This window comes from Streptomyces sp. NPDC046727 (genome assembly GCF_040645635.1).
Lineage (GTDB): Bacteria > Actinomycetota > Actinomycetes > Streptomycetales > Streptomycetaceae > Streptomyces.
In genome coordinates, this window is sequence record NZ_JBEYYR010000064.1 from 1 (window position 1) to 26,586 (window position 26,586).

Genomic DNA, 26,586 nt, shown 5'->3' on the forward strand with positions numbered 1-26,586 from the left:
GCGGTACTTGAACGCAATGGCGTCGATCACCTGCCGGTGATCGCGCCACCGTCCGCCCCGCTTCGGCGTCCGGTCCGGCAGCAACGGCTCGATACGGGCCCACTGGGCGTCAGTCAACGATACACCAGACCAACGATCCGATGATCTGAAGGAAACGGCCTAGTGGCGTGGCCAGTCGCGCTGTACCGGCTCCTGCCGGCCGTCCTTCCATCGGCGACACGACGTGGTGGTGCGAGGACGCGCCGATGAACGCTACTCAGAAGGCCCTACCTCATGGGCAGAGCCGGGTCCAGCGCACTGCCCCGTAGCCAAACAGCCACGGCGTCAGGGCCAGTGGGGGCGCTGCGGTCAAGGACTGGCAGGGCTGGTCGCGCTCGCCCGCAGGATCGTCAGCATCTCCTGAAGGAGTGCGTTCAGCCTCACGGGTTCGGGCAGGTCACCCATGCCGATGACGGGGACGCTGGGGCCGATCGGCCGGTGCATCACGTCGTCGGCGACGCTCTTGAAGTCCAGGAGCTTCTTGGCGTGGTCCTTGTCGGTCTTCTGCATGGTGAACGGGTGCTGGCTCGCCACCGACGCGTACCCCTTCTGCCCGAAGACCGGTGGCACGTGGTCCAGGACAGCCCGGATCAAGGCGGCGCAGGCGTAGGGGTTGCCAGCAACGTAGTTGTCGTTCAACTCCCTGCAGAGGTCGAGGAGCTTGTGGAGCTTCCAGGTGGTCTTCGCGGCCGTCTCCTCCAGATCCTTCAGGAGCGCGAGATTGACGTACGGCGCCCGTTCGGGCCCGGCGGTCACCGGCTCCTCGACGACCGGAACGGCCGGGGCGTACTGGGCGGCCGCCGCCAGCACGATCTCGCAGGTCTTCTGGACGTAGTCCTCCACGCTCTGCACCGTACGGAACTGGAGCACGCTGCGGGTGACCTCCCGTTCCCAGGCCCCGTCGCCCGTTTGCGAGCCTCCGGTGTTGATGCCCGGCTCGTTGGAGAGCATGTCGGGCAGTACCTGGACGAACCACGGCCTGAGGTTGGGGAGCGCGGTCTGCAGCTCGCCGGAGCGCAGGATGATGGTGGGGACCTCGTTGAAGTGCATCGGCCTGCTGGTGTACAGGTCGATCATGTGGCGGAGGGCTTGCACGAAGGGCTCCCCGGCCACCATCCGGACCTGGGGGACGACGAGGGAGGCGGCCACCGTCAGGCGCACCTGGTCCTTCCCGTCGATGGGGGCGCGCATGGGGAGGGTGAAGCCGTAGCCGGCACCAAACGGTGTCTGGGTGCCGACGCGCGGCAGCGAGTGAAAGATAGCGTCGGCGTCCTGGCCCCGCATGTCGAAGTAGTGCTGGACGTTGGCCCACAGCGGCCATTCGCCGTGGTCGAGCCACGGGTGGGCTATGGCGTCGAGGAGGCTCCGCTGGTCCTGCGTGAGCTGCACGTCGAAGAGCGTGTTCAAGGAAACCTCTTGGTACGAGGAGGGGCCGGCGGGCAGTCCCAGATCACGGCAGTCGCCCGATGGAGTGTCAGGCCTCGCACTCTACCGGCGCTCCCCCATCACCCCCGTATAAATTCCCTTATACGAGGCTGGTTGTCCTGGAGCGATTCTGCGCGGGGAACTGGTGGCCGCTCACGGCCCTCGAGGCGAATGGAGATGCAGTGACGGAGCCCCTGCCGGACCGGACGGCCGAGACCGCCGCCTGGCTGCGCGAGACGATAGCCAACACCCCCGCCGACGACGCGCCCGAGCTGCACAAGGCCGTGCTGAGGATCCTCGACCTGTACAAGGCGGCCTCCGCCCAGGCCCGGCGCGACGACAGCTTCCTGCAGACGTGGGCGCTGAACTTCAACCTCGAGGGCTTCACCCTGCCCAACGAGAGCGGCGCGCGGACCCTGCTGCCCGGCCTCACCGCAGCCATCCACCAGCTCGCCCTGGCCTACGGAGACGACGAGTCACCACCCAGCCGGCTGTTCGCGGTTCCCAACCCGGCCGGGGAGGATGAAGCGTGAGCGACAGCACGACGTCAAACGGCATTTCCATCGGTGGTCTCTTCCAGCTCCAGTGGCCAGAGGCCTACCCGATCCGGCCCGCCGAGCTCGCAGGCGACCCCCACTTTCCGCCCGTGGCCAACGGCTTGGACTACCTCGTGAGCGTCGTGGAACTGCTGGCGAGACAGGGTGAGTCCGCCAGCGCTCGGAGCCTGAAGTACGCGGTGCTTCACCTGGCCGCCGGTGCCGAGGTACTCCTGAAGGCGCGCCTGCAGATCGAGCACTGGAGCCTGGTCTTCACCCACCCCGGCCAGGCCACCCGCAAGGCGTTGGAGGACGGCTCCCTCACCAGCTGCAGCCCGGACGAGACCCGCCAGCGACTGACCAACATCGTGGGCATCGAATTCACCGCGCGAGAGAAGACCGCCCTGACCGAACTCGCACGCAGCCGCAACGCCCTCCAGCACTACGGGCTGATCGGTGTGCGCGCCAACGCGCACACCGTCACCAGCACCACCGTGCAAGTGCTGCACTTCCTCGTGCAGTTCGTCGAGACACATCTGCTGCCCAGGCTTGATGAACCAGAGTTGAGCACCGCTCGGCAGGAGATGGAAGTCGTCCGTCGCGGCCTCCGCCACATCGAGGGGTACGCGCGGGAGCGGATGCGAGCCCTGGTCCCTCAGCTGGGGCCGGCACGCGCCTCGACCATTGAATGCCCGGCGTGCACCCAGTGGGCACTGGTCGTGTCAGATTCCGCGAACGTCCAAGGGCGGGAGGCCACCGCCGGCGTTCTCACCGCGGACGCCGGTTGCCTGTTCTGCGGCGCGGCCTGGACCGCCGAAGAAGCCGCCGCTGACTACATCGAATGGTGCTGGAATTACAGGCTGAACGGCGGCCCGCAGGGGAAAGTGCACCGCTGCCCGCGGTGCCAGCACACCCTGCTGGTCGATTGCGCATGCACTGCTGCGGCCCAGGACAAGCTCCAGTACCTCTGCTTCGGCTGCTCCACAGCCTTCGACGACTTGATGCAGTGCGCACACTGCGGAGGTATGCAGATCCCGGATGAGGATCATGTGTGCTCCCCCTTCCGCTCCTGCCAACCGTGACCGATCCGTCTTGCTGCCTGCCAGCAGAGATGCGGCGTACTCAGCGCCACACCGCCATCCTGTACGCCAGACACCCACCTGCCGCCACGCGCCCAGGATCACGGCCGCAGCGCTCGCGGCGGCCGACCAAGGACTGCCGATGACCTATGACCCCGCCGTCTTCTCCCGCTTCCTCGCCGTCCGTCGTGCCGATCCGGACCGCGTACGGGTGTCGGCGCTCCCCATCGGGGCGGCGCTCCGGGAGAGCCTGGTCGGCAACCGCCCGGCCTCCGCAGTCCCGGAGGCCGAACTCCAGCGGTTCCTCGAAGAGCTTCCCGCCGATCCGACACCGCCCGGCTACGACGAGGACCAGGCCCTCGGCCGCCTCGCGATCACCGCGGAGACCCTGCGCATGGCGCTCGACGTCCGTGAGGTCGAGGCCGTGGACAACGTCGCCGGGCACGACGGCGAACTGCACCACCTCGCCCGGCGGGTACTCGAGTCCATCGCCGCCGTCCTCGCCCAGCACGAGCCCTCCATCGCCAACCCGGCCACCGAGGCCCGGCCCGAAGAGGGCTGACTGTGCCCGCGCCACACTGACGGGCGCGGTGTGCCGCCCAACACACCGCTAACCACGGCAAATAGTGATCAACTAGCAGTACAGCGCCCCTCTCGGCGCCGCCCGCTCCCGAAAGGCTGCACCGCCCATGTCCGTCGTCCCCGCCCTGCCCGCGGGCCGCGTCGTCGCCGCGCCCCCGGCCCCGGCCGCCGAGGCCGTCGACCTCGATGAGGTCGAGGTCGTCGAAGGCGAACTCGTCGACGACGAGCTGCTGCCGGCCACCGTCCCGCCCGCCAAGCCGCTGGTGGACCAGCACACGATCCTCTACCCGGGCCAGGCCATGCCGACCATGGAGGACGGCCCCCGGTACACCCGGCGCGACTACGAGGTGTCGCCGGAGACCGCCCGCCGGCTGGAGGAGGAGCGGCGCCGCACAACACCGACCGCAACTACAAGAACCAGCGGCGCCTGTTCGCGGAGTGGTGCGACTCCATGGGCCGGGTGGCCCGGCCCTGCACCACGGCAACGTACGTGGAGTACTGCGCGCACCTGATCGCACGGGAGATGCGGCCCAACACCATCAGCACCTACCTGTCGGCGGTACGGACGTGGATGCCGGACGACAAGAAGCCGGGCACCAGCCTGGCCCGGGCGATGCTGCGCGAGTACCGGAAGAGCTGGAGCAAGCGCAACCGCGTCAAGAAGGCCCCGGCGATCACGGCCGCCATGGCCCGTGCGATGGTCGACACCTGCGACCTGCGCCACCCGATCGGGCTGCGGGACCGGTTCGTCCTCCTCGTCGGGCGCAAGGCCCTCAACCGCCGCAGCGAGCTGGCCCAGCTGACGGTGGAGGACCTGCTCGTCGAGGACGGCGGCGTGGCCGAGTGGGTGGCCTACTCCAAGACGGACCAGGACGCCCAGGGCGAGGAGACCTGGGTGCCGGCCGAGGCCGACAACCCGCGGTACGACCCGGTGGAGGCCACCCGGGACTGGTTGAACTGCCTACACCGGCTCGGCGTCGACCACGGACCGGTGCTTCGCGCCCTCACCGTGGCGGGCACCCTGCAGTCCCGGGCCAGGGCAACCGTGAGCGGCGACTTCGTCACCGGTGACGCGGTCAATGACTGGATCCGCGGCCGGGCGTTCGCCGCGGACCTGCCCAACTGGCAGGACATCACGGCGCACGGGCTACGCCGCGGCGGCGCCCAGGAGATCGCGGATGCCGGCGGTGACCCGACCAAGCAGGGCAGGTGGAAAGAAGGCTCGGCCACGGTGAAGAAGGAGTACCTCGACCGCGCGCAGAGCAGGGCCGAGAACCCCTGGCACAAGGTGGCGAAGAAGCAGAACGCCGAGGCGCAGCGGTGAGTCGTCCCTGCGGCCAGGAAGACGGCGCCGCGGAGCGCTTCCACGTCACGATGACGTTCCGGGAAGGCGGCCCGGCCGTGGAGGGCACCTGGACTGACGCAGCCGTGGCGCTGAACAAGTTCCGCAGCTGGCTGGGGACCCACGGCAGCCGGGACGGGATCACCATCGTGCTGATGGCCGAGGCCGGCGGGGAGCTGGAGCCGCTCCGGACCTGGACGAAGGAGCACGGCGAGTAGATCCACGACGCAGATCACCGCTACCGGAAAAGCACTTGCCCGATGATTCCAAGGCGTCGCCGCGCGGAGACGCCTCAGAATCCGCAGCGCTGCCGTGCCCCTTGCCTGCCGTTCGAAAGGCTGCGGCAGGACCGCGTAGAAAACCCGCAGCGAGTGTCAGTGCCCGATGGCAGGATCGCCCCGGTAATCCGTTCACGGACAGGGGGTACGTCGTGACGAGTACATACGAGTGGCCGCGCGATGCGAGCAGCACCGACTCCGCAGCCCTGGAGCAGTGGCTCGGCGGACACGGGTGGGAGGTCGACCCGACGGTGTTCATGGCCGGCGCGCGGGGTCCGGCAGTCCAGGTCCGCCGGATCGGCGCGGCGTGGCAAGACGGGGAGACCGGGCTGCTCATCCTGCCGGGTGAGGTCGTGGAGTACGACGGCAACCGGATGCGCATCGCAGCCCGGCCGGCCGCTACAGCCTCGTCCACCTCGTAGGCCCGGCGCCTCCAAAATGCTTCCGGCCCCCGCGACGTTGACGTCGAGGGGGCCGGTGCGTTGGTAGCGGGGGCAGGATTTGAACCATGCGACCTCTGGGTTATGAGCCCAGCGAGCTACCGAGCTGCTCCACCCCGCGTCGGTAGGCCCAGCGTACGCCATGCGGCCGGGCGGGGCAGGGATTTCCTGCGCGAGCCAGGGAGAAGGTGCGCGCGAGGCGCCTGCAGGGGAATCGAACCCCTCGGCGGCACCGGAGGCCGGTGTACGTGGCGGGTCCGTGGACTCCGCCCCTGCCTCAGCTCCAGGTGGTGCGCAGCGCCTCGCGCCCGTTCAGGTTCCCGTGGCGGAGGCCGGTGGTGCAACGGCGTTGTGGTGTCGGTTCGGGATCGGCCTTACGCGGGTGTGGGCTCCCCGGAGAGCTGGCCCGGCACGGCAGCCCTGGCCGTCCCGTTGGCCGGCCCGTGCACCGGGTCGCAGTGCGCCGGCGTCCTGGGGGTGAAGGTGGTGCCCCGGCCCTCCGCCATCTCCACCAGTACGTCCCTGGCGGCCTGCGCATCGCCCAGCGCCCGGTGACCGCCGCCGAGGCGGAGCCACCGGCCGGAGCCGAGCCACGCCGCGTACGAGGTCATCAGGCAGAACCAGTTGTGGGGGTCGGCCAGGTGCATCGGCCGCTTGCCGACGCGCCGGGCGTCGTTGGTGACCACTGTGCGGTCGAACTCCTCGTTGTAGGCGCAGATCACCCGGTTGCGGGTCACCTTGCGCAGCCTCGGCAGGATCTTGTCGAAGGTGCGGGCGCCTGCGGTGACGAGGTCCTCGTCGCTGATGCCGTGCACCCAGTACGCCCCGGGGGTGATCGGTGCCTCGGGCTGTACCAGGGTGTCCATCAGCTTCTTGCCGCTGGCGGCGTCAACGACCGCCACCTCCACGGTGCGCCCGTAGAGGTCCGTGGTCTCGGTGTCCAGGACGACGGCCGCGCCCGGCTTCAGCAAGGGCGCGGGCCTGACGGGTGATCCGGCCCCAGGTCGGGCACAGGGTGATCTCTTCGGCGTACGCGCTGGCCACCGACCCGGCGGCCAGCGCGGCGGTGACGGTCTCCTTCGTCGGAGCGCCGCCGCGGCGCTCCCAGTCCAGTTCCCAGCCGCCGGTGTACGGCGAGCACCAGGCCCACACGGTCACACCGTGCCGGTCGGCGAGCGCCTGCGCGAAGCAACGGACCACGTCGGCCCTGGTCGGCGCCTTCGCGGCGAAGGCGCGCAGCGGGCTCGGCGCTCCCTTGGGCAGCCCGCGGGCGTTAGGAACAGTTGGACTGTCTCAGAGCTTGTGCTGTCTCACCTGGGAACACGGTGACGAGGCATGAACACCGACTGGACCGCTCAGTGATCTGTCTCAGAAAGATTTGAGCAATTTCATCCTTTCGGGGTACCGAGCTAACGAAGTACGGCAACCTGTTCACCCAAACCTGCAGCAGACTCGGCCCGTCTACGCGCCTACCACTGTGTACGCCGCCCAGAAATGCGGGCTCGCGCAGGGCCGGTCCTCCGGGCCGTAACCGAGGAGCCGCCAGCGCCGCGCGGCGGCTGCCGCGCCGGGGCGGTTGGACTGGTACGCCGTGAGTTCGGTGAGCGTGGCGTCGCGCAGCCACAGCTGGGCGCGCCGCAGGGCCTCGGCCGGTTCGTGCCCGGTGCCGCCCGTGAGTTCCTCGTAGAACCGGGACATCAGCAGACTGCTTGCGTGATCGTCGACGGTCCAGAGCGTTGCGACGACCGTAGGTGCGCCCGCGCGTAGGAGCGACGCCGCGAGACCGCTGTACTCGCCCGCCGCCTGCTCATTGAAGGACATGCCGGATTGGCAGGCCGACAGGGTGACCAGCCGGGTCTCGGACAGGTCGAGCCCGGCCAGCTCCCCCGCGACCAGGAATTCGCCGTCGGCGAGCGGAATGGCGGAGTAGTTCGGCTGGACCCAGTTCAGGAAGGCATGACAGGCCATATGGACGTACTGGCGACCGGGAGCCGTCGCGAACACCGCCTCACGGCTGATCTCCGGCCCCGCCAGTACGAGACGCCGGTCGGCGGGAAAGAGCTCCCTGATCGTGGCAACTTCCTCAGCGGCGTACGGCAGGTCGCCGAGGGAATCGGCCAGGAACAGCGCGGTAGGGGTGTCGTGGGCGCGCTGCCCGAGACGCCTATGGGCCTGGTGGAGCAACTGGATGCTGGGGGTGTACGTGACCACGTAGTCATCGAGGAACATCCGGTGCCGTCCGTCCTCGGCACGCCGGGCAGCGTGCAGCGGCAGTTGGTTCGACAGCTCGGACGCGGTGATCCACAGCCGCGTGCCGTCAGGCACTTGGAGCTCACGCAGTCGTCGGCGCAGCGGCGCGGCGACGGCCGTCCACAGCCAGTCCGTCACCTCGTCGATTGCCGCAGTCCACTCGGACAGCGACGCTCGCGCCAGGTCCTGGTTAAGCTCGGCCGCCATCCACCGCCGGATCATCCCCAGGAGCTCGCGATGGGTGCCAGGGCCGAGCATTATGACGTGCTCCCGCGTCAACTCCTTTGCTCCGTGGGGAAGTACGAAGAGCGCGGAACCTGAGGAGGTGATGAGCGGTGTGACGAGGACGCCGCCCGGCGGCACGAGCTGCCAGGGCTCCGCCGCCGAGGCCTCGGCCGACGACACGGTCACGGCCTTGGACAGCTCTGCCTGGGCGACGGCCAGTTGGCGTCCCAGCGCAGCGTCACTCTCACGCTCTGGGCCGGGAATCGAGTTCAGCTCGGCCCGCAGGCGACGCACCCGCTCTTCAGCGCGCCGAATGAGTGAACGCTCCTGCTCGGGCAGGTTGGCGGAGTCCGGATCCACGTCGAGCGCGTCCAGCAGCAAGCGGGCGCGCCCGCGGTCGACCAGGCGGAGGGCTTCGGCGATCCGGCCGCGCCGGAGTTCCAGGATCGCGGCGTGGTCGTAGGCGCGGCCGAGGTGTTCGAGTACGGCACCCCGGCCGGCGTCGGTCACCGTCTGCGCCAGGTAGGCCTCGGCGTCGGCGATGAGGGCGTGGATGGTGGCGAGTGCGCCCTCCACGTCGCCCTGGGTAGCGATGACCACGCCCAACAGCAGCCGAGTCTCGAGCAGGTCGAAGCGGGTGGCCTCCGTCTCCTTCGCGACCGCCTGCTCGTAGTGGGCGCGGGCGGCGGCGACATGCGGATCGTCGGCCGAGTCGCCCGCGAGAGACCAATGTAGGGTACCTAGCCCCGCGTGGGCGGCAGCCCGCATGTCTGGGTCGTTGTGCTCGGTGGACCAGGCGAGGGCGTGCTGACCGTGCGCGAAGACCTCTTGCACGAAAGCCTCGGACTGTTCGCCCTGCCGCACGCGACGCCAGCCGATCCCGAGGAGGTTGGTCCGCACCTGAGCCACCGAAGCAGCCTGGCCGAGCTCCTTGTAGACCTGCAGCGCACGCGTGAGATGCTCGTCGGCCAGAGCAAGGTGGTCCGCGCCCGCCTCATAAGGGTGCTTGGCGTGGGTGTAGCCGAGTTTCTCCTGCATCGAGGCCCAGGCCCCGCGCGCGCCTTCGGCGGCGTAGTAGTCGGCCAGCTCGGTGAAGTGATCAATGGCTTGACGGGCGTTGACGATCGGGTTGCCCGCGATCCGCCGTCGCAGGGCGGTGCCGAGGCGTTCCTTGGCGGTCGCCCACTGGTCGGGGAAGTCATCGCGGGTGAACACGGTCAGGGCCTGTTCGGCGTGGTCGATGACGTGCTCGAGATTGTCCGACGGATTGCCGTGGATACGACGCACATAGACTTCGGCGAGGTAATCGTGCACGCGCGCCCACTCTTCGGCATGGCCGGTCGCGTCTGTACGACCGAGGGCCTCGTGCAGCACTGTGAGTGCCTCTTCGGCGTCGTCAGCCGCGAGTGTGGCACCTCGGTTGAGCAGCGCCCAGGCCAGTTCCATCATGACCGGTATCCAGTTGTGGGGTTCCTCGTCGGGGTCGAGCGCGCCGGCCGCGTTGCGCAGATGCGCGACACCGCCGTCTCCGTGCTCATCGGGGCCTCCGCTCCTCGCGATCATGCCCAGGGTTTGTTGGATAGCGGAGTAATACGTCGGCAGGGCTTCCGGATCGACCAGTTCCAGCGCTCGGCGGGCATGGGCGTGTGCCTCGATCAGATCCTCGCTCCCGGACTGCCGTGTGTGTAGGGCTTGTGCGGCGGTGGCGTGCACGAAGACCAAGAGATCGGAAGCCTCTTCCGGCAGCTCCGCGACCGCCAGTTCCGCCTGGCGCACCGCCTCGTCCCGATTGGCGTCGAGATCACCGCGTACCCGTTCCTGATAGGCGTGCGACAACTGGGCACGCGTCTGTGCGGTGGCTGCCCGGAGCCCAGCGGCCTGAGTCGCATCGAGGGCGGCGTGGAAGAGCCCGATGGCCTCCTCCAGCCTGGCTGGCCGGTCGGCGGTGCGGTCGAGCATCAGGCACTCGGCGATTGAGCGCTGGAAGAACGCCCACAAGGGGTCGCTGCGCGGGACGAGTTCGAGGCCGCGGCGGCACAGTCCCAGCCGTCGCTCGGTCGGCATGTATCTCTCTGCGTAGGCCAGTTCGTGCAGGATCTCTTCCACTTCCGGGGCCCGTCCGTCCGGCGGGGTCTCCACCTCCAACTCTCCGTAGGCCGACACCATGGCGACGTCGATACCGTGGACGCGCGCGACCGCGACCAGTTCGGCATGGGCCTGATAGTCCGGGGCGTCTACCAGGCGCAGCGATAGTTCGGCGGCTGCGGTCAGCAGCAGGTCCTTGTCGCGTTCGAGAACGCGCCGTTTGGCCACCGGGCTCGACGCCGCTACCAGCGATTGGACCGCCTCCAGCACCAGTCGACGGACCGCCAGATGTGTGTTGAGGTACCGGAGCACCTCCTCGTCACCGGTCGTCGTGGCCAGCCGGTGTACAACGTCCGCGGTCAGGTCGCGGCCGCGATTGGGCTGGGCGCGCCGGGCGAAGGCCCCGGCGACGCCGTACCGGCGGCAGTCGGCAAGCAGCGCCCGGTCCTCGGTGAGCGAGTCGTGGAAGTCGGGTTCCTCGTCGTACTGATCGAGCAGCACCACCAGCATCAGATCAGCGTAATCGCCCAGCAACTCAGTGTGATGGTCCTCGATGGCCTGCCGCTTCTCCTCCCAGGAGAAGCTGTTGGCCAGTTCCAGCACGGCCTGCACGACCTCGTCCGGAATGAAGACCGTCTCAAAGCTGTCGTTGGCGTCGCTGTCCATGCCTGCTCACCCGTGCTCCACGGGACATACCACCGCGCCTGGTATACCCATGGTCCCGCAGCCTTCACGGCCCAACCAGTCTTCGACCTCCGATCGGGTGCCGTGGGGCAGGTGCGGTGGACGACGCCCAGGAGGCACTGGTATTTACGATGTCGTGACCAGCCTGGAGTACGGCACACTGGGAGACCGCCCGCTCGCGGAGGCGGTCAGCCTCCCGGGGACGACGACCGTCGGTGAGGGCCTCAGGCGCGGCGGGCAGAGGTGGCTGGTCGTCCTCGACGATGACCGGGCCCCTCTCTCGGCGGTCCATCCGCGCTCCCTCGCTGACGAACCTGCTGGCTCCGCCCTCGCGGCCGTCGTCCCGCGGCTGCCTCCTGTCGTCATCGCTGCCACCAGTACCCGGATCACCGACCTGCTCGCATCCTGGCTCTTCGACGAATTCGAACCGGGATCCGTGGTGATCGCGGTGGAGCGGGAACGGGCGGTTGGTGTCTGGGCGGGCCCCGACCTCATGGCCACGGTGGCCGCGGGATCGCCGCGCACTCACTGGGAGGCCGAACTGCCCGGAGAGATCACGATTCCGCTACTGACCCGCACCTGCCGTTACGTGCAAGGGGACACTGCGTGCACCGGTGTGCTGAGGTTCCCCGAGCGGCCGCGGCAACCGCCCGTCTGCCCCAATCCCGTGCCCCTGGCCGCTCACCCCTTCGTGTGGTGACGCCGGTGTTCGGCAGCTTGCTTGACAAGAGCACCGGATGGCTCGGGCAGCGGCTCGTCGGCACGCTGCTCCTCCCAGCGCTCGCGTTCTGGGCGGGCGTCGGCTCGCTCGTCGCCACCCATCTTGGCTGGCCCCAGGTCTCAGCCTGGTGGAGCGCGCTCGGCGGCGCGCGTCAGGCACTGGCCAGCGGTGGCGCGCTCACCGGGCTGCTCGTCTTCGTGCTTCTGGCCAAGGCGGTACTGCCGACCCTCGTCCGCGGCTACGAGGGGTTCTGGCTGCTGCGCGGCCCGGCCGTCCGGCTCGGCCAGCTCGGGGTGTCCCGGCAGCTCAAGCGGTGGCGGCGGCTGCGGCTGACCGATCCGCGTGAGTTCAGTCGGCGCTACCGCTGCTTTCCGCCCGAGCCGCAGGACTTGCTGCCGACCCGCCTGGGAAACGCGTTGCGCGCCGCGGAGTTCTACGCGTCCGACAGCCGCCGCTACGGGATCGACGCGGTGTTCTTCTGGCCACGCCTGTACCCCCTGCTTCCGGACGCCCTACGCGGCGCGCTCGGCGCCGCCCGCGCGTCCTTGGAGCAGTTCCTCGTGATCTCCTCGCTGTCCGCGGCCTTTGTACCGGTCACCGCGGTGCTGGCGGCGGTCCTAGATCTTCCGGTGGCGGTGTGGCTGCCGGTGCTCGCCTGCACCACGCTGCTCAGCCCCCTCGCCTACCGTGCGGCAGTATCTGCGGCGCTGAGTTACAGCGAGTTGGTCCGTTCCGCCTTCGACATCCACCGCCGCGCTCTGCTGGCCGCGATGGGTCTCGCCCTGCCTGAGACGCTGGAAGCGGAGCGCACCCTGTGGCAGGCGCTCGGTCAGCAGCTATACCGGCGGGACACCGACCGGCCGGATCTGATCCGGTTCACCACGGAAGCGCCCGCCTGACGGGCCGAGGCCGGCAAGACGGGAGGGCGCCCCGGGAGTAAAATAGGCAAGGACGCCTCTCCCGCCACCCAGCGGCCGGACTGACCATCCACGTGCCGGGCGTCGGGGTCGACGGTGGAGACGATCCGGTCCGGGCGGTTCCGCGGGTGATGCGCCAGCGGCCGTCCGAGCCGTCGACGGTCTCTATGTCCTGCCCGGTGACCAGGGCCGGCAAGCCGCCCGCGTTCGCGGCCTTTCGCTGAGGTGCTGGTCAAGCAGGTGCCCCAGCAGCCGCAATGCGTCGCCGACCAGAGTGTCTACCACCCGGGGGAAGCGCCGCTGCGGATGACGAAGACGTCGACGATCCTCGGTTTGAAGATCAGCTACATCAACGCCGTCGCCGACATGTGTGAGGCCGCAGGCGGCGACGTCTCCCAGATCGTGGAGATCCTCGGCATCGACCCCCGCATCGGCAGCGGCGGTATGAGGCCCGGCATCGGCTACGGCGGCGGCTGCCTCCCCAAGGACGTCCGCGCCTTCACCGCCTCCGCCCGGCAGCTCGGCGCCGACCAGGCAGCAGCCCTCCTGCGCGCCGCCGAGAAGATCAACGAGTCACGCACCGACGTTGCCCTGGACCTCATCACCCGCGCCCTGGGCGACCGGCCGATCAAGGGCGCCCGGGTCACCGTGTGGGGCGCGGCGTTCAAGCCCGGCACCAACGACGTCCGCGAATCCCCGGCGCTCGCCCTCGCCCACGCTCTCCAGCAGGCCGGCGCCACCGTCACCGTCCACGACTCGCAGGCCGTGGCCACGGCCATGATCCGTAACCCCGAGTTCGACTACACCGACGACCTGCCCGCCTCCCTCGACGACGCCGACCTCACCGTCCTGGCCACCGAATGGGCGGAGTACCGGCAGGCCAACCCACAGGCCCTCGCAAACCGTCCCGCCAACCCGCTGCTCGTCGACTGCCGCACCACCCTCGACCCCGAGCCCTGGCGCGCGGCGGGCTGGACCGTCCATCAGCTCGGACGACCCGGGAAATAGATCCGGCCCCACAACGGTGGGACCGGTAAGAGCCGTCAACCCTGGATGCTCTGGAGGTCTTGCGCCGTGAACAGTGACGCCGTCGTTCTCCGTCGTGCGGGCACCGCCGACGCGCTCCCCGCGGCCGACGTGTGGCTGCGTTCCTTCGCCGCCGCGCTGCCGTCGGTGCGTTGCGCGCACGACGAAGCCGAGGTGCGGGACTGGTTCTTACGCGTGCTGGTGCCGCAGTACGAGACCTGGGTGGCGGTCACCGAGAACAGCGTGGTGGGAGTCATGGTGCTCAACGGCGCGGAGCTGAAGCAGCTCTACCTCGATCCAGCCTGGCGCGGGCGAGGACTGGGCGATCGGTTCATGTCCCTGGCCAAGCAGCGCCGGCCAGACGGGCTGGCGCTGTGGACGTTCCAGGTGAACAAAGCGGCGCAGCGGTTCTACGAACGGCACGGCTTCGTCGAGATCGAGCGAACGGACGGGCGGCGCAACGATGAGCGAGAGCCAGACGTCCGCTACGTCTGGCAGCCCCGGGCCGACCTGCCATGGCGGCCCGGGCTGGATGAGACACGCTGCCGTGAAGGCGCTCACCCCAACTCCGGGTGACCGCCTTCACGGCGAGCCATGACGCGCAACGGGCTGGCCCGTGCACCAGCTCGGATGACGTGGTGCACCGCCGAGCACTGCTGTACCAGAAAGGGTAAATCTCCAGGCGGGTGCCGATTGGCCCTGCGGCGTGTGTTACCGCTGGTCAGCCGGGTATGGCGTCAGCGCCGATCCAGCCGCTCGGCTTGGGTGAGCGGCGAGCGAACGGAACGGAAGGATCGCGCGTGGAGCTGCTATCCAAGATCATGGATCGGCTGCTGCGCAGGGTACGGGGTGGTGACAGGATCGGTGTATGGGCACCGAGACGGACTGGGTGTACCGAGTGTTCGAGCCGCACGGCTCCGAAGGATGGCGCCCGTACGGCGACGCCGAGCGTTGGCATGGAGTGATCACCGCGCCCGACTCGGCCGAGGGAGCCAAGTTGGCCATCGGCCGGGTCGTCGGCGACCTGATGACCGAGTGGGAGAGCATCGGCCTCCACCACGCGATGCACGTGCGTGTCTTCCTCTGGCACGACGAGGAGGACAGCACCGAGGAGCCGGACTTCATTGTGGAGGTACGGCCCCGGTCGGACTTCGACGCAGCGTGACGAATCATAGCCGGATCCGCGTTCCGGTACAGGCCCGGAGGCACCAGATAGGTGGATCAAGGGAACCGGGCCCACGCCGGGCGGAATTCGAACGTTGGTGGGAAACAGAGGGGATGGGGTTCGCGGCGACGGTAGGTCTAATTACCTTTGTCGTGTTCAGCTATATGGCCACCCGGCGGGCGGCTAACACAATGAACTGAGTTGGCGGCGGGTGATCAGGCAGCAGGCGAGTTTGAGGAGGCCGAACAGCGACTGTGACCTGCGTGAGCGGGAAAGTGCCGCGGGGCAGGGCCTGGTGGAGCTGGCCGGCCGGGAGATGTGCGTGGAGTTGTCCGTGTTTGAGGGCGGGACCGTTGTGTGGGCGGCCCGCCTTGCGGCGCAGGGCCGCGATGCGCCGGTGTACACCGAGGCCAGTCCCGCTCACCGTCAGCCGGCCCGCCGGGTCGGCTGACGGTGAGCGGCTGGTGGAGCTGCGCCGCTCGGAGATGGACGCGCTGCGCCTGTACGTGCACCTCGGTGCCCGACTGTGTGTACCGCCGGCCGACGGCCTGGAGGAGAAGGTGCGCACCGCGCGCCAGCTCGGCAACCTGTGGGTCTTGTACCTGAACGGGGAGCAGATCGCGTCGGTGGCTTACGCCTTCTACCTGCGCTCGGTGGGCGGCTCCGGCGCCCAGGCCCACCGGTTCGCCAGAGACTACGGCGTCGCCTTCCGCGCGGACGGGGCAACGGGAAACGCGCGGCTGTAGTGGTCTGGTCGCTGGCGCAGTCGGTAGCCGTGACCTGTCGGTCGGAGCCGTGCCCCTGTTCTGCTGCGCTGGGCCCCGTGCCGCTCCAACGACACCGTCGAGGGGCCTGACAGCCTTGTCTACGCCGCCCTGCACCGACCCGAGGCGGGGGACCGGCCTGGTGAGGGCTCTGCTGATACTGACGAACCGCAGTCTCCCGGTGACCGACGGTCTTCGCCGAAGTCATCCACCCGCGACCAACACGAGCATCCCGAACGCCCATCTGCGGAATCCGCCCCGCCGGGACGGAGCGGCTTCGCCCTCGGCCTGATCATGGCCGTCACCCAACTGGCCCGTCATCCTCGTCCCGCCCGCCCGCGGTCTGCTCCACGGCAATCACCCACAGCTTTGTCCCCGCATGGGCGGCCCTCGCTGCGGTCGCGGCCGTGGCACTCGCGGTCACCGCCCCCGGCGACGGCAGTCGTCGGACGAAGGCTGCGCCGTGAGCGCCGGATGGCGGTCATCGGGAGTCGGGCGGTGTGAACGGCCGCCGGGGGAGGGCGCGCTTCTCCCTCCCGAGGGGGAGACGCGCTCCCTCTGCGGCGGGATCCGCGCAGGTTCGGGCCGCGGTTGACTTGGGTCAACGACGACCGGGGAGGAAGACCCATGCTGCGCACGCGACTCGCACGGTTGCTGGCCATGACGGCGACGGGGGCGGTGATGCTGGCCGGCAACGCCGCGGTACCCGCGCAGGCGGCGCAGGCCGTGCCGGCCGACATCCGGGCGGCGATCGAGGCGGCGCCGGGCCTGCGGATCGTGGAGGAGAAGCCAGCCGCGCCCGGGTTCCGCTTCTTCGTGCTGACACTGCACCAGCCCGCCGACCACCGCCACCCCGAGCGGGGCGGCTTCGAGCAGCGGCTCACCCTCCTGCACCGCGGCGTCGACCGCCCGACCGTGCTGTACACCAGCGGCTACACCGTCTCTACCGCCCAGTACCGTTCGGAACCCGCCGAACTGGTGGACGGCAACCAGGTGAGCACCGAGCAGCGCTTCTTCGGCACCTCCCACCCTGAGCCCGCCGACTGGAACGACCTCGACATCTGGCAGGCCGCCGCCGACCACCACCACGTGATCGAGGCCCTGAAGGCCGTCTACCGGGCACCGTGGATCTCCACCGGCGGCAGCAAGGGCGGCATGACCACCGTCTACCACCGCCGGTTCTACCCGCAGGACGTGGTCGGCTCCATCGCCTACTCGGCGCCGAACAACGTCGACGACCGCGACGACTCCGCCTACCTCGACTTCCTGCGCACGGTCGGCACCCCAGAATGCCGCACCGCCCTGACCGCCGCGCAGCGCGCCCTGCTGGAGCGCCGCACCACCCTGGTCGCCCGCTACCAGGCCTGGGCGGACTCGCGCGGCGACGGCTTCCGGCTCGTCGGCAGCGCCGACAAGGGCTTCGAGATCGCCGTCCTGCGCGCGCCGTTCATGTTCTGGCAGGGCCGCGGCCAGGCCGCCTGCGCGGCGGTGCCTGCTCCGGACGCCTCCGACGACGCCCTCTACAACTGGCTCTCCGAAGTCGCCCAACTGCCGGTCTACGCCGACTCGGTGGCCGACCAGTTCATCCCGTACTTCTATCAACTGGGCACCCAGCTCGGCTACTTCCCCGTCGACACGGACCACCTGACCGACCTGATCCGCTACCCCGGCGCCACCGAGCCGCGCACCTTCGTCCCCCGCGACATCCCGCTGCACTACCGGCCGCAGGCGATGCGCGACGTCGACCACTGGGTCCGCACTCACGGCGAGCACCTCATGTTCGTCAACGGCGCCGCCGACCCCTCCGTCGCCGAACCCTTCCGCCTGGGCGACGGCTCCCGGGACTCGTACCTCTACCAGGTGCCGGGCGGCACGCACTCGACCCGGATCGCCCAGCTGCCCGCCGCTGACGCCGCAGCAGCCACCGCCATCCTGCGCCGCTGGGCGGGGGTGTAGAAGGCGCCGCTGGAAGGCTACTTGCCGCCTCGTGCCGATGGCGGGGTGTCACCGTAGGACTCCAGCAGGCCGGTCAGCAGGCCGGCGAGGTGCTCGCGGTCGTCACCGCCGAGGGCCTGGAGCAGACGGTCCTCGTTGGCCAGGTGCAGGGGCAGGGTCCGGTCGATGGTCTCCAGGCCGTGGTCGGTGAGGCGGATCTTCACCATCCGGCGGTCGCCCTCGTCGCGGACCCGGGTGACCAGGCCCTTCCCCTGCATCCGGTCCACCCGCAGCGTGATCGCCCCGGTGGTGACCAGGGACGTTCGGAGGAACGCCCCGGCGGTCAGCTCGTAGGGGGCGCCGGAGCGCCGGAGGGTCGAGAGTACGTCGAACTCGCCCGGCTCCAGGCCGTGTTCGCCCAGGAAGTCCTTGATCTCCTTGTCCCACATGCGGGAGATCCGCATGAGGCGCCCGACGACGCCGATGGGTGAGAAGTCGATGTTGGGGCACTCGCGGCGCCACTGTTCAAGCAGTGCTCCGACCGCATCAGTCATCGGCCACCTCCGGAGATTTACCTTAGCGCTCATTTAGTTGACGCTCGCCTGAGTGGTCATTATCTTAGCTCTCATCTAATCAGCGCTCGCTGATGAAGGAGTCCTCATGCCCTTAGTCCCGGTCCGCGGGACAAGAGTCCACTACGAAGTCGACGGCCAAGGGCCCGGCCTGGTCCTGGTGCACGGCACCGGTGGCGACGCCGACAAGGTCTTCGGCAACGTGGTGGGCCACTTCACCCCAACCCGCACCGTGGTGCGGCCCAACTTCAGTGGCAGCGGACGGACCACCGACGACGTCACGGACCTGACCGTCGAACTCATCGCCGACCAGGTCGCCGCGGCCACCCGGGCAGCGGTGGACGGACCGGTTGACCTGCTCGGGTTCTCGCTCGGGGCCGTCGCCGCCGCCGCGGTCGCGGCCACCCGGCCCGAGCTGGTGCGCCGGCTCGTCCTGGTCGCCGGCTGGGCCCACTCCACCGGCCCGCGCGACCAGTACTACTTCCGCACCTGGCGCCAACTCCTGGACACCGACCGCGAGCTGTTAAAGCGCTTCTCGGCGCTGACCGGCTTCAGCCCGGCCACCCTGAACCGCTTCGGCCACCAGGGCCTCGCGGACTCCCTGGCCGACACCTGGCCGCCGCCCGGCATCGGCCGCCAGATCGACCTCGGGGCCCGGGTGGACCTCCGCCCCCTGCTGCCCGCCGTCACCGCACCCACCTTGGTGGTCGGGTTCGCCGACGACGCCATGATCCCCGTCGAGGGCTCACGGCAACTGCACACTGCCATCGCCGGCAGCCGGCTCGTCGAGGTCGAGGGCCAGCGGCACATGGACTGGTTCGCCGACCCCACCGGCCTGATCGGTCTCACTCGCGACTTCCTCGACGCAGACTGACCGCCGCCGTCCTTTCGTCCCCTTTTTCGTATTCAACGACCGACCAGAGGAGACCGACGTGTCATTCCTGTCCTCCGACTACCCCGAGATCATCTACGACCGCGACGAGGGCGAGGCCGGCGTCGCCTCGTTCCGCCCGGCCGGGACGCCGCCGGACTACACCGCGCCGAACGGGTCGACGTTCCACTACCTGTCGACCCGGCTCAGCACCAACGGCCTGTACGGGCTCTACCAGAACCGGCTCACCGGCCAGGTCGGCGGCACCAGCCCGCACTTCCACAAGACGATGTCCGAGTCGTTTTACGTCCTATCCGGAGAGATCCACATCTTCGACGGCGAGCGCTGGTTCGACGCCTCCCAAGGCGACTACCTCTACATCCCGCCCGGCGGCGTGCACTCCTTCGGCAACATCTCCGGAGAACCGGCCGAGTTCCTCATGCTCTTCGCCCCCGGCGCCGCGCGGGAAGGGTACTTCGAAGGACTGGCCGACGTCGCGGCCATGACCGACGAGGAGCGGGCCGCGTTCTTCGTCCGTCACGACAGCTTCTTCGCCGACATGACCAAGGGCCCCGCGGCGGACTCGTGGCAGGACCGGGCAGCCCTGCGCAAGTCCTTCAAGACCCGCTGAACACGATGCTCGAAGGACCCGGTGGCGAAGCGAAGCTCGACGGGCTGGACGGCTGTGGTACCTGGAGCCGCGCGGGAACCGCTCCCACCACTGCCTTGCCTTTCTCTCGGCGGCCCCTGGCCGGCCCGGCGAACCGCACCGGCCTGAGCGACGCCCCGACGTTCCCGCCTGCTACGACGGGTTGCGCACTGGACGCCGGATACGACGCCCCGCGCATCGCCCACCTGCTGGCCAGTCTGCCTGTGGAGATCCTCGGCCGGCTCCGCTCCGACCGCGTGATGCGTCGGCCGACACCGCCACGGGTCTACGACCCGAAGGGCGGTCGACCGCCCAAGCACGGCGGCGAGTTCGTCTTCGGCGACCACCCCAGCTCGTGGGGGGGACCGAACAGGCCGTGACGACCACGGACACCCGGCTCTATGGGAAGGCGACCGCGCGGCGAAGCCGGTGTTCATCGAAGTAGAGCGGTTCGAGGTTATTCGACGGCCGGGTGGCTCTGTAGACGGGAACGGGTTCTGGCTCAGCTTCTGTGGTGACGCCCGGCGCGTGGTCCCTCGGGGCGGCAGATGTAGGGAAACCGGCTGGCCAGGGGCCTGGCCTGACGCGCACGGCACCGCTTCACGAAAGTTGTGCCAGTACCCGCTTTCATGAGCGAAGCCAGCCGGCGCGACTCGTACAGTTCCGGCATGTCGAATGACGATGCAGGACACCCAGAGCCCGCCAACAGGCTGGTCACAGGCCCAGGCCCGGCCCGACGGCCAGAGCCGGCCGAATACGGCGTGGGCCTAGGGGGTCAGTTGCCTGTGTACCGGGTGCCGTCGAAGTGGTACGGCAAGCTCACCCGGGCAGCGATCGACACTTCATGGGAGCCCACCGGCACCTTCAGCACGATCATGTTGAGCTGGCTCTGGGTCATGGCGGCCCAGCGGATGCCCGTGGTGGCAGTGACTCGCAGCTTAAGCATGAGTCCGCGGACATTTCCAATCGATGGCCGATTGATGGAAGTTACTTCCAAGAATTCCGTTGCAGCGCCTCCGGCCGCCTTCCATCGGGCAATGGACATGCACGTCCTGAACGGACCGCGTATCCCCGCAGGGTCACCGCCCGGTACCGGATCCCGGTGGGGCGTACCGGCCGGCGGCCCGGTGGTCGGCGGGCAGGCTCCCCATCCAGTCGTGGACGGCGTCGCGCATCACCATCGCGGCCAGCCGCTCACCGGGCCTCAGCCCCAGCGCGCCCGGAACCGGTCGACGGCCTCGCGGACCCGCCGTCCGGCCTCCGGCACAGCCCGGTCCAGGCCACACGGGTGCTCCCGCGCGTACAGCACGACGAAGTTGTGGCTCTCACCGCGGGCCAGCTCCTTGGGCAGCGAGTACAGCTCGTTGATCAGGTCGATGGCGTCGACGGATGCCGTGCGTGCCTGCCGGAACGGCTCCGCCGACCGTACCCCGGCCGGGGCCTCGCACCCGAGGAGCTCCTCCGTCAGCAGGTACAGGAGCGGCGTGTAGCCGGTGACCCTCCGCAGCTCCAGGTACCGTTCCACACCGGGCAGGTCCCCCCGGCACCGGGAGCGTCGCTCGCCTTCGAGGGCCGCGAGCAACTGCGCCAGGCTGCGCTCGAACCGCTCGCGCCACGCGGGCGAGCCCCGGACCGCGGTGCGCCGCCGCAGGTCCACGAAGGCCTCGACGAGGGACCGCCGGCGGCCGGCTCCCGCAGCGGTCGGTGTCCGGCTTCCTGTGAGCGGAGGAAGGCGTAGCGGCCGAGGACGTTCAGGTGGCCGCTGCACCCCGACGCGGTCGCCGCCCCCAGGTGGGTGTGGCGTACACGAAAATCAATCGTTCGCGCGCCATGCTGGTGCTTCGGTCGCGGCTTGCGCTGTCCAAGGCCGGTCGTCCGGAGTACCCACTGCACCCACGGACACCAGGAGTCCAGATGACATTGACCCGAGCCACCGGATCCACTGATGAGGCTGAGTCAAGTCCGTCCTCGGCCGCAATCCTGCTGGCTTCCGGCTGGGACGAGGACCAGCAGATCAGCGGGATCCAGAAGGCGGCGAAGGATGAGAACCTGATCGACGTTTGCGCCGGCGGCGCGCTCAGCGTCGCCTTGACCCATGACGGGCGCCTCCTCGTCGGGGGGAGATGGCGCGAGTTGATGGACGACCTGCTGAGGGCCGTCGATCACGTGAGGATCACCGCGGTCTCGCTGCGCCACGCCCACGCGATGGCCGTCAGCGACACCGGCGAACTCTTCGCCGGCGGGGCCAACGACCACCAGGAGTGCTCCGGCATCGTGACCGCAGCCAGACACAAGAAGATCGCCACCATCTCCACGGGATACCACCACTCGCTCGCAGTCACCGACACAGGAGAACTGCTCGCGGCCGGCGACAACAGCCACAGCCAGGTGTCCGGCATCCTTGCGGCCGCCCACGGCAAGGAGATCGCTTCCGTTCACGCCTCCCTGTCAGGAAGCTTCGCCATCACCACCGACGGTGAGCTGCTGTACGCGGGCGACAGCGACCCGCTCGTCGACGCGATCCGCAAGAACGGCGGCAGGTTCGCCGCCGTCGCGTGGTCGCGCTCGATGCTCCTCGGACAGATGCACGATGGGGCTCTGCGCGTGGCGGCCGTCGAGCCGCGCCAGGACGCTGAAGCGACCCTCCGCAAGCAACTCGGCGGGCACACGGTGACGGCCTTGGCCGCCGGCGCCGGCCATGTCCTGGCCATCACCGACGACCACCGGCTGATCGGAGCTGGATTCGATCAGGACCGGGAGGTCTCGGGCCTCACCGCCGCTGCCGACGGAATGCGGGTCACTGCCATCTCTGCTGGCTACTACCACAGTCTGGCCCTCGCTACCCGGCACCCGGAGCCCCCTACGGGACACACCGTCCAGGCCACCTTCTCGCGTACTCAACACCGCGACGAGCGCCTCACCCTGCGCCTACGCCGCGGCACAGGTACCCAGGCAACGGTGCCCAGTGACGGACAGCCCGTCACCTTCGCTGCCCTGGCCGGGGAACCGATCGAGGTCACCATCGCCGTTGCCCAGCACCAGCCAGCACCTGGCGCTCTCTACCTCACATACGACCCGGCCACCAACACCACCACGCTCGACGCCAATGCCACCCAGCTTCCAGAGCATCTCAGTTGCACCAACCCGGCTCCCAACTGCCTGACCTTCACCTGGGACGCCTGAGCCGTTGGTCACAGGCCGCCACGACAGGGCTCTGGCTCAACTTCGGTGGACTTGGAACGGCGTCGCAGGGTGTGCGCTGGACAAGCTCGCAGGTCGGCTGCGGTGCCGACGGGATTTGAACCCGCGGACAGATAGGGGCAGGCCCGCCCCGTCTCCGTCAGTCGCCGTGAGCGGGACCTCGCCCACGTCGATCGCAATGGGCCGCTGTGCCACGGCACCGCGGCCTGCGAGAATGCGCGCCATCCCGCTACGGCTCACGATAAAGGCGCCCTCTGCGCAGCGAGCCTTTATCCAATTCCAGCAGTCGGTGCAGTAGGTCCACAGAAGTTGTGCCAGAGCCCGGGAACGGGAGCCGTTTGTCGACGACTTCGGGACTTGCAGCCCAGTAGGCGTTGTCCGGGGCAGCGCCCAGCTGCCGCGCACGGGCCCGCTGCCTGACTTGGCCTGAACCCGGTCTTGCTGGGGTCAGCGGGCGAGGGAGACGGCGAAGGGCTCAAAGCCATGTCGGCGCAGGATGTGGGGCACGACCAGGATCATGGCCTCGGTGGCGCGGGCTGTGGTGATGTCGCCGAGGTTCTCGATCCATGCGGGCTGCCAGCCCAGGTCGCGGAGCAGGCCGGTGACGGTCTTCTTCGCGTGTTCGTCGTTGCCCGAGAGATAGGCGGTCGGTGGGGTGGCCAGGGTTTCGGGAGCGGTCATGACCATGAACAGCATGGTGTTGAGGGTCTTGACCACATGGGTGTCGGGGAGGGCGGCCTGGAGCTTCTCGGCGAGGCTGCTGCCGGGATAGCACAGGTCGCCGGGCAGGCCGTCAGCGGCGTCGCGGGTGGCGTTGGAGACGTCGATGAGGATCTTGCCAGCGAGTTCGGTTCGCAGGCTGGCCAGGCGGTCAAGGGCGCTGTCGCCGGGCGTCGCGTTGATTACGATCTCCGCAGTGTGGGCGGTGGTGCGCTGGTCGGCGAAGGAGAGGCGGCGGCCTGTGCCTTCGGTAGCCGCTGTGGTGTCTTCCGTAGGGCTCCGGCGGCCGAGGATGACGTCGTGTCCGGCCTCGGAGAGCTTGCTGGCGAGGTTGGTGCCGACGCGGCCGGCGCCCAGGATGCCGATGCTTGTCATGCGGTGATGCTCCTTGCGGTATCGGGGTGGAGAAGAGCGGAGATGTCCGGTCAGGCGATCAGCGAGAGGACCTTGAGGGCGGCGCCGTGGATGCCGGGAGCGGTCGCCAGGAAGTCGCGGCTGCCGGTGTTCCAGGGTTCGCCCGTCAGGTCTGTGACGGCGCCTCCGGCCTCGGAGACCAGCAAGGCGCCGGCGACCAGGCCGGAGCGGACGTCGGAGAACTGCCAGAACGCGTCCATGCGTCCGGCGGCGACGTGGATGAGCTGCATCGTGGCGGGAACGGACACGCGCACGACTAGGCCGTTGATGAGCATGGCGGTGACGGAGTCACCGATCCGCCGGAAGGTGCGCTCGTCCTCGCCGGGCTTGGCCTGGCCGGTGCCGATGAGCGCAGCGCCCAGGTCGGTCTTGGCAGATACCTTCAGGGGCCGGTCGTTGAGACGGGCACCGCCGCCGACGACGGCGGTGTAGGTGTCGCCGGTCAGCGGCAGGTGGACGACGGTGAGTACCGGCTGGTTGTCGCGGACCAGGGTGGCGGTGACGGCCCAGTCCTCCATGCCGTGGACGTGGTTGATGTTGCCCTCGGCGGGGTCGACGACCCACCACTCCCCAGGCGGGAGCGCGCCGCCGGCCAGCTCGTCCTCGGCCCACTGCGACCCCGGTCGGGACCGCAGCAGCGGTTCCCGCAGCACGTCCAGCACCGCGTCGTCGTTGGCGTGGATCTCGCCGACGACCTGGTCCAGACTCACGCCCCGGGCGTGCGCGGTGTAGCGGTCGCGCAGCGTGGCGCCAGCGGCTTTCACCGCGGCGGTCACGTCGGACAGGAGCGTCGTGCCGGCGTCGAAAGGCATGGCTGTGCTCATGGTGGGCTCCTTGGGATCGGTCGAAGCGGGGCTGTTACCTCGCCCCCGCACTTCGAAGGTAGGACGCCTGACCATTAACAACAAGTGCATGCTTGTAACTCGTAGAGTTACTCTCATGCAACTGGATCTGAACCTGCTCACCGCCCTGGACGCCCTGCTGGAAGAGGGCAGTGTCACCGGCGCGGCAGCACGCCTCCACGTCACCGCACCGGCGATGAGCCGCTCCCTGGGCCGCATCCGCAAGGCCACCGGCGACCAGATCCTGGTCCGCACCGGCCGCAGCATGGTGCCCACCACCCGCGCGCTGGCCATGCGCGCCCAGGTCCACGCCCTCGTGCAGCAGGCCCACCAACTTCTCTCCGCGCAGCAGGAACTCGACCTGGCAACTCTGGACCGGGTGTTCACCGTGCGCTGGCACGACGCCCTGACCGCAGCCTGCGGCACCGCCTTGACCACGGCCGTCCACCATCAGGCCCCCGGCGTCCGGCTGCGCCTGTCCGCCGAACCCGGGACTGACGACGCCGAGCTACGCCGAGGTGAGGTCGACCTCGAATCAAGCTCCAGCGCTCCGACGCTCCCCGACATCCGCCACCGCCTCGTCGGCAGGGACCGGCTGGTCGTCGCCGTCCGCCCGGGCCACCCGCTCACCGAAGGCCCGCTGAGCCTCAAGCGCTACGCAGCCGCCGAACACCTCACCGTCTCGCGGCGCGGAAGCCTGCGCGACCCGATCGACGACGCCCTGACCACACGCGGCCTCGAACGACGCGTCGTCGCCGCCGGGCCCACCGCCGCCTTCGCCCTGCAACTCACCCTCGACACCGACCTGGTAGTCACCCTCCCCGACGCGGTCACCCGCACGGCCCGGGAAAAACTCGGCCTGGCCACGCTGCCGCCACCACTCCCGCTGCCCGACGTCCCCCTGTACCTGCTGTGGCACCAGCGCTACGACAACGACCGCGCCCACACCTGGCTGCGAGACCTGGCCACCGAAACCGTCCAGGCACTATTCGCACCACCGACCGCCTCTCAACAGCCCCTCACCAACCGGACCGGGCAGTGACGGATACGCCCGGGGAAATGCCTCCGGGACTGGTAGGCCCACATGTTCACGAGTCGCGTATTCGCTGGCGGCCAGCAGTATCGGTCACTCTGCGTTGCAGGTTGGCGTGGTCCGGCGAGTATGACGAGGACCAGGGCCGGGCCGTGGCTCATCGGGGCAGTTGAGTGGCTGCTTGACTCGGACGGCGCGGCTGCCAGCAGTCCCTGCAGTCACCGAGCTGCGGGCCCTACCTCGGGCGCCGCCCGCTTGCGCCCAGTTCGGCCGGGGACGTCGATTGATTGGTCAGTAAGGGCGGCCAAGAGCTGGCGGGCTCGGATAGTGCCGTGGTGGTCATGGCCGAAGTGGGTGCGCCAGGCGTCGTGGGTGGTGTGCAGGAAAGGTAAGTCGAGGTGATGCGTTCGGCCCGGCACCCACGATGAGCGGCACAAACAGGCAGCAAGCGGGACGGGTGGCGGGTGGCCGAACCGAACCGAACCGCGGACCGAACCCCCGCCCGACCCCCATGCCGAACCACGAACCGACCCCCCAGCCTCGCGTCGGCAGGCGGGGTTGGGGGCGGCGATCGCGGAGAGCACGAGCACGGTGATGGTGGCGAACCTCCGCGACCAGTTGGCCACCGTGGTCGTCGCCAAGGCTCTGCCCCGGTTCCGCCGGCGGGCTTTAAGAGGTCCTAACAAAGGCGTTGGACGTGGCGGTGTGTGATGAGGCACGTGGCGAGACCGAGGAAGGCTTCGTGGATGTCGTCTCGTCGCTCCCAGCGGATACGCAGACGGCGGAAGCCG

At 69.4% G+C, this 26,586-nt stretch carries 27 protein-coding genes, 2 tRNA genes and 3 pseudogenes; 19 read left to right on the forward strand and 13 right to left on the reverse strand.

Features of this window, described 5'->3' with window-relative positions; translation table 11 throughout:
• Positions 1 to 117 (reverse strand): transposase (locus tag ABZ937_RS41380; RefSeq protein WP_167756245.1); only part of this gene is annotated, 117 nt, incomplete at its 3' end.
• A gap of 231 nt (positions 118 to 348) precedes the next feature.
• Positions 349 to 1,428, reverse strand: coding sequence for a hypothetical protein (locus tag ABZ937_RS41385; protein ID WP_361700461.1), 1,080 nt, complete (start codon positions 1,426 to 1,428; stop codon positions 349 to 351).
• Between the two features lie 218 nt (positions 1,429 to 1,646).
• Here ABZ937_RS41385 and ABZ937_RS41390 point away from each other — a divergent pair, with 218 nt between their 5' ends.
• The 7 genes from ABZ937_RS41390 (at position 1,647) to ABZ937_RS41420 (ending at position 5,703) form a co-directional block, all read left to right on the forward strand.
• Positions 1,647 to 1,997 carry a hypothetical protein gene (locus ABZ937_RS41390; RefSeq protein WP_361700463.1) on the forward strand — a complete coding sequence of 117 codons (351 nt, stop codon included), beginning with the start codon at positions 1,647 to 1,649 and terminating at the stop codon, positions 1,995 to 1,997.
• Positions 1,994 to 3,082 (forward strand): hypothetical protein, encoded by a 1,089-nt coding sequence (locus ABZ937_RS41395; RefSeq protein WP_361700466.1) that lies wholly within the window; start codon positions 1,994 to 1,996, stop codon positions 3,080 to 3,082. The genes ABZ937_RS41390 and ABZ937_RS41395 overlap by 4 nt, the downstream gene beginning before the upstream one ends.
• Positions 3,083 to 3,221: 139 nt before the next feature.
• Positions 3,222 to 3,641, forward strand: coding sequence for a hypothetical protein (locus tag ABZ937_RS41400; protein ID WP_361700468.1), 420 nt, complete (start codon positions 3,222 to 3,224; stop codon positions 3,639 to 3,641).
• A 127-nt stretch (positions 3,642 to 3,768) separates the two neighbouring features.
• On the forward strand, positions 3,769 to 4,173 hold the full coding sequence (locus ABZ937_RS41405) for a hypothetical protein (protein WP_361700470.1): 405 nt from the start codon (positions 3,769 to 3,771) through the stop codon (positions 4,171 to 4,173).
• The gene (locus tag ABZ937_RS41410) at positions 4,113 to 4,985 is read left to right on the forward strand and encodes an integrase (RefSeq protein WP_361700473.1); all 873 of its coding nucleotides are present in this window, start codon (positions 4,113 to 4,115) and stop codon (positions 4,983 to 4,985) included. The genes ABZ937_RS41405 and ABZ937_RS41410 overlap by 61 nt, the downstream gene beginning before the upstream one ends.
• Positions 4,982 to 5,221: a hypothetical protein gene (locus ABZ937_RS41415; RefSeq protein ID WP_361700476.1), complete on the forward strand. Its 240-nt coding sequence runs from the start codon at positions 4,982 to 4,984 to the stop codon at positions 5,219 to 5,221. Before ABZ937_RS41410 ends, ABZ937_RS41415 begins: the two co-directional genes overlap by 4 nt.
• Before the next feature lie 212 nt (positions 5,222 to 5,433).
• A complete protein-coding gene (locus ABZ937_RS41420) occupies positions 5,434 to 5,703 on the forward strand; it encodes a hypothetical protein (protein WP_361700478.1) in 270 nt (89 codons plus the stop codon).
• Positions 5,704 to 5,764: 61 nt separating this feature from the next.
• On the opposite strand, the gene ABZ937_RS41425 is transcribed toward ABZ937_RS41420, so the two are convergent.
• The 3 genes from ABZ937_RS41425 to ABZ937_RS41435 form a co-directional block, all read right to left on the reverse strand.
• Positions 5,765 to 5,842 (reverse strand) — tRNA-Met (locus tag ABZ937_RS41425).
• 253 nt (positions 5,843 to 6,095) lie between these two features.
• The gene (locus tag ABZ937_RS41430) at positions 6,096 to 6,692 is read right to left on the reverse strand and encodes a 3'-5' exonuclease (protein ID WP_361700480.1); all 597 of its coding nucleotides are present in this window, start codon (positions 6,690 to 6,692) and stop codon (positions 6,096 to 6,098) included.
• A 490-nt stretch (positions 6,693 to 7,182) separates the two neighbouring features.
• Positions 7,183 to 10,947 carry a CHAT domain-containing protein gene (locus ABZ937_RS41435; protein WP_361700482.1) on the reverse strand — a complete coding sequence of 1,255 codons (3,765 nt, stop codon included), beginning with the start codon at positions 10,945 to 10,947 and terminating at the stop codon, positions 7,183 to 7,185.
• A gap of 154 nt (positions 10,948 to 11,101) precedes the next feature.
• Here ABZ937_RS41435 and ABZ937_RS41440 point away from each other — a divergent pair, with 154 nt between their 5' ends.
• Together ABZ937_RS41440 and ABZ937_RS41445 are read left to right on the forward strand one after the other, a co-directional pair.
• Positions 11,102 to 11,665, forward strand: a complete 564-nt coding sequence (locus ABZ937_RS41440; RefSeq protein WP_361700485.1) for a hypothetical protein — start codon at positions 11,102 to 11,104, stop codon at positions 11,663 to 11,665.
• Positions 11,666 to 11,682: 17 nt separating this feature from the next.
• On the forward strand, positions 11,683 to 12,585 hold the full coding sequence (locus ABZ937_RS41445) for a hypothetical protein (RefSeq protein ID WP_361700487.1): 903 nt from the start codon (positions 11,683 to 11,685) through the stop codon (positions 12,583 to 12,585).
• A 92-nt stretch (positions 12,586 to 12,677) separates the two neighbouring features.
• On the opposite strand, the pseudogene ABZ937_RS41450 reads toward ABZ937_RS41445, so the two are convergent.
• A pseudogene (locus ABZ937_RS41450) lies at positions 12,678 to 12,888 on the reverse strand (IS5/IS1182 family transposase); the annotation flags it as partial.
• A gap of 21 nt (positions 12,889 to 12,909) precedes the next feature.
• Between ABZ937_RS41450 and ABZ937_RS41455 the strand changes: the two are divergent.
• The 5 genes from ABZ937_RS41455 to ABZ937_RS41475 all read left to right on the forward strand — a co-directional run bounded on the left by ABZ937_RS41455 (position 12,910) and on the right by ABZ937_RS41475 (position 17,514).
• The gene (locus tag ABZ937_RS41455; RefSeq protein WP_361700489.1) at positions 12,910 to 13,611 is read left to right on the forward strand and encodes a UDP binding domain-containing protein; all 702 of its coding nucleotides are present in this window, start codon (positions 12,910 to 12,912) and stop codon (positions 13,609 to 13,611) included.
• Between the two features lie 66 nt (positions 13,612 to 13,677).
• The gene (locus tag ABZ937_RS41460; RefSeq protein WP_361700491.1) at positions 13,678 to 14,205 is read left to right on the forward strand and encodes a GNAT family N-acetyltransferase; all 528 of its coding nucleotides are present in this window, start codon (positions 13,678 to 13,680) and stop codon (positions 14,203 to 14,205) included.
• Positions 14,206 to 14,497: 292 nt separating this feature from the next.
• Positions 14,498 to 14,794: a hypothetical protein gene (locus tag ABZ937_RS41465; RefSeq protein WP_361700493.1), complete on the forward strand. Its 297-nt coding sequence runs from the start codon at positions 14,498 to 14,500 to the stop codon at positions 14,792 to 14,794.
• A gap of 464 nt (positions 14,795 to 15,258) precedes the next feature.
• The gene (locus ABZ937_RS41470; protein WP_361700495.1) at positions 15,259 to 15,540 is read left to right on the forward strand and encodes a DUF6417 family protein; all 282 of its coding nucleotides are present in this window, start codon (positions 15,259 to 15,261) and stop codon (positions 15,538 to 15,540) included.
• A 645-nt stretch (positions 15,541 to 16,185) separates the two neighbouring features.
• Positions 16,186 to 17,514, forward strand: coding sequence for a S28 family serine protease (locus ABZ937_RS41475; RefSeq protein WP_361700498.1), 1,329 nt, complete (start codon positions 16,186 to 16,188; stop codon positions 17,512 to 17,514).
• Between the two features lie 17 nt (positions 17,515 to 17,531).
• On the opposite strand, the gene ABZ937_RS41480 is transcribed toward ABZ937_RS41475, so the two are convergent.
• Positions 17,532 to 18,047 (reverse strand): MarR family transcriptional regulator, encoded by a 516-nt coding sequence (locus ABZ937_RS41480; RefSeq protein ID WP_361700501.1) that lies wholly within the window; start codon positions 18,045 to 18,047, stop codon positions 17,532 to 17,534.
• Positions 18,048 to 18,153: 106 nt separating this feature from the next.
• On the opposite strand from ABZ937_RS41480, the gene ABZ937_RS41485 reads away from it, so the two are divergent.
• The 3 genes and pseudogenes from ABZ937_RS41485 to ABZ937_RS41495 all read left to right on the forward strand — a co-directional run.
• Positions 18,154 to 18,939 carry an alpha/beta hydrolase gene (locus ABZ937_RS41485; RefSeq protein WP_361700503.1) on the forward strand — a complete coding sequence of 262 codons (786 nt, stop codon included), beginning with the start codon at positions 18,154 to 18,156 and terminating at the stop codon, positions 18,937 to 18,939.
• Between the two features lie 58 nt (positions 18,940 to 18,997).
• Complete coding sequence (locus ABZ937_RS41490; RefSeq protein WP_361700506.1) at positions 18,998 to 19,567, forward strand: cupin domain-containing protein; 570 nt, start codon at positions 18,998 to 19,000, stop codon at positions 19,565 to 19,567.
• A 191-nt stretch (positions 19,568 to 19,758) separates the two neighbouring features.
• Positions 19,759 to 20,006 (forward strand): annotated as a pseudogene (locus ABZ937_RS41495) (transposase); the annotation flags it as partial.
• Positions 20,007 to 20,360: 354 nt separating this feature from the next.
• Here the strand turns inward: ABZ937_RS41495 and ABZ937_RS41500 are convergent.
• On the reverse strand, positions 20,361 to 20,630 hold the full coding sequence (locus tag ABZ937_RS41500; protein WP_361700509.1) for a hypothetical protein: 270 nt from the start codon (positions 20,628 to 20,630) through the stop codon (positions 20,361 to 20,363).
• 159 nt (positions 20,631 to 20,789) lie between these two features.
• A complete protein-coding gene (locus ABZ937_RS41505; RefSeq protein ID WP_361700512.1) occupies positions 20,790 to 21,353 on the reverse strand; it encodes a terpene synthase family protein in 564 nt (187 codons plus the stop codon).
• Positions 21,354 to 21,499: 146 nt separating this feature from the next.
• Between ABZ937_RS41505 and ABZ937_RS41510 the strand changes: the two genes are divergently transcribed.
• Positions 21,500 to 22,768, forward strand: a complete 1,269-nt coding sequence (locus tag ABZ937_RS41510) for an RCC1 domain-containing protein (RefSeq protein ID WP_361700514.1) — start codon at positions 21,500 to 21,502, stop codon at positions 22,766 to 22,768.
• A gap of 100 nt (positions 22,769 to 22,868) precedes the next feature.
• Here ABZ937_RS41510 and ABZ937_RS41515 read toward each other — a convergent pair.
• The 3 genes from ABZ937_RS41515 to ABZ937_RS41525 all read right to left on the reverse strand — a co-directional run bounded on the left by ABZ937_RS41515 (position 22,869) and on the right by ABZ937_RS41525 (position 24,744).
• Positions 22,869 to 22,987 (reverse strand) — tRNA-Arg (locus tag ABZ937_RS41515).
• Positions 22,988 to 23,233: 246 nt separating this feature from the next.
• Positions 23,234 to 23,881, reverse strand: a complete 648-nt coding sequence (locus ABZ937_RS41520) for an NAD(P)-binding domain-containing protein (protein ID WP_361700516.1) — start codon at positions 23,879 to 23,881, stop codon at positions 23,234 to 23,236.
• A gap of 50 nt (positions 23,882 to 23,931) precedes the next feature.
• The gene (locus tag ABZ937_RS41525; protein WP_361700519.1) at positions 23,932 to 24,744 is read right to left on the reverse strand and encodes an inositol monophosphatase; all 813 of its coding nucleotides are present in this window, start codon (positions 24,742 to 24,744) and stop codon (positions 23,932 to 23,934) included.
• 115 nt (positions 24,745 to 24,859) lie between these two features.
• Here ABZ937_RS41525 and ABZ937_RS41530 point away from each other — a divergent pair, with 115 nt between their 5' ends.
• Positions 24,860 to 25,804 carry a LysR family transcriptional regulator gene (locus ABZ937_RS41530; protein ID WP_361700521.1) on the forward strand — a complete coding sequence of 315 codons (945 nt, stop codon included), beginning with the start codon at positions 24,860 to 24,862 and terminating at the stop codon, positions 25,802 to 25,804.
• Positions 25,805 to 26,474: 670 nt separating this feature from the next.
• Here ABZ937_RS41530 and ABZ937_RS41535 read toward each other — a convergent pair.
• A pseudogene (locus tag ABZ937_RS41535) lies at positions 26,475 to 26,586 on the reverse strand (IS5/IS1182 family transposase); the annotation flags it as partial.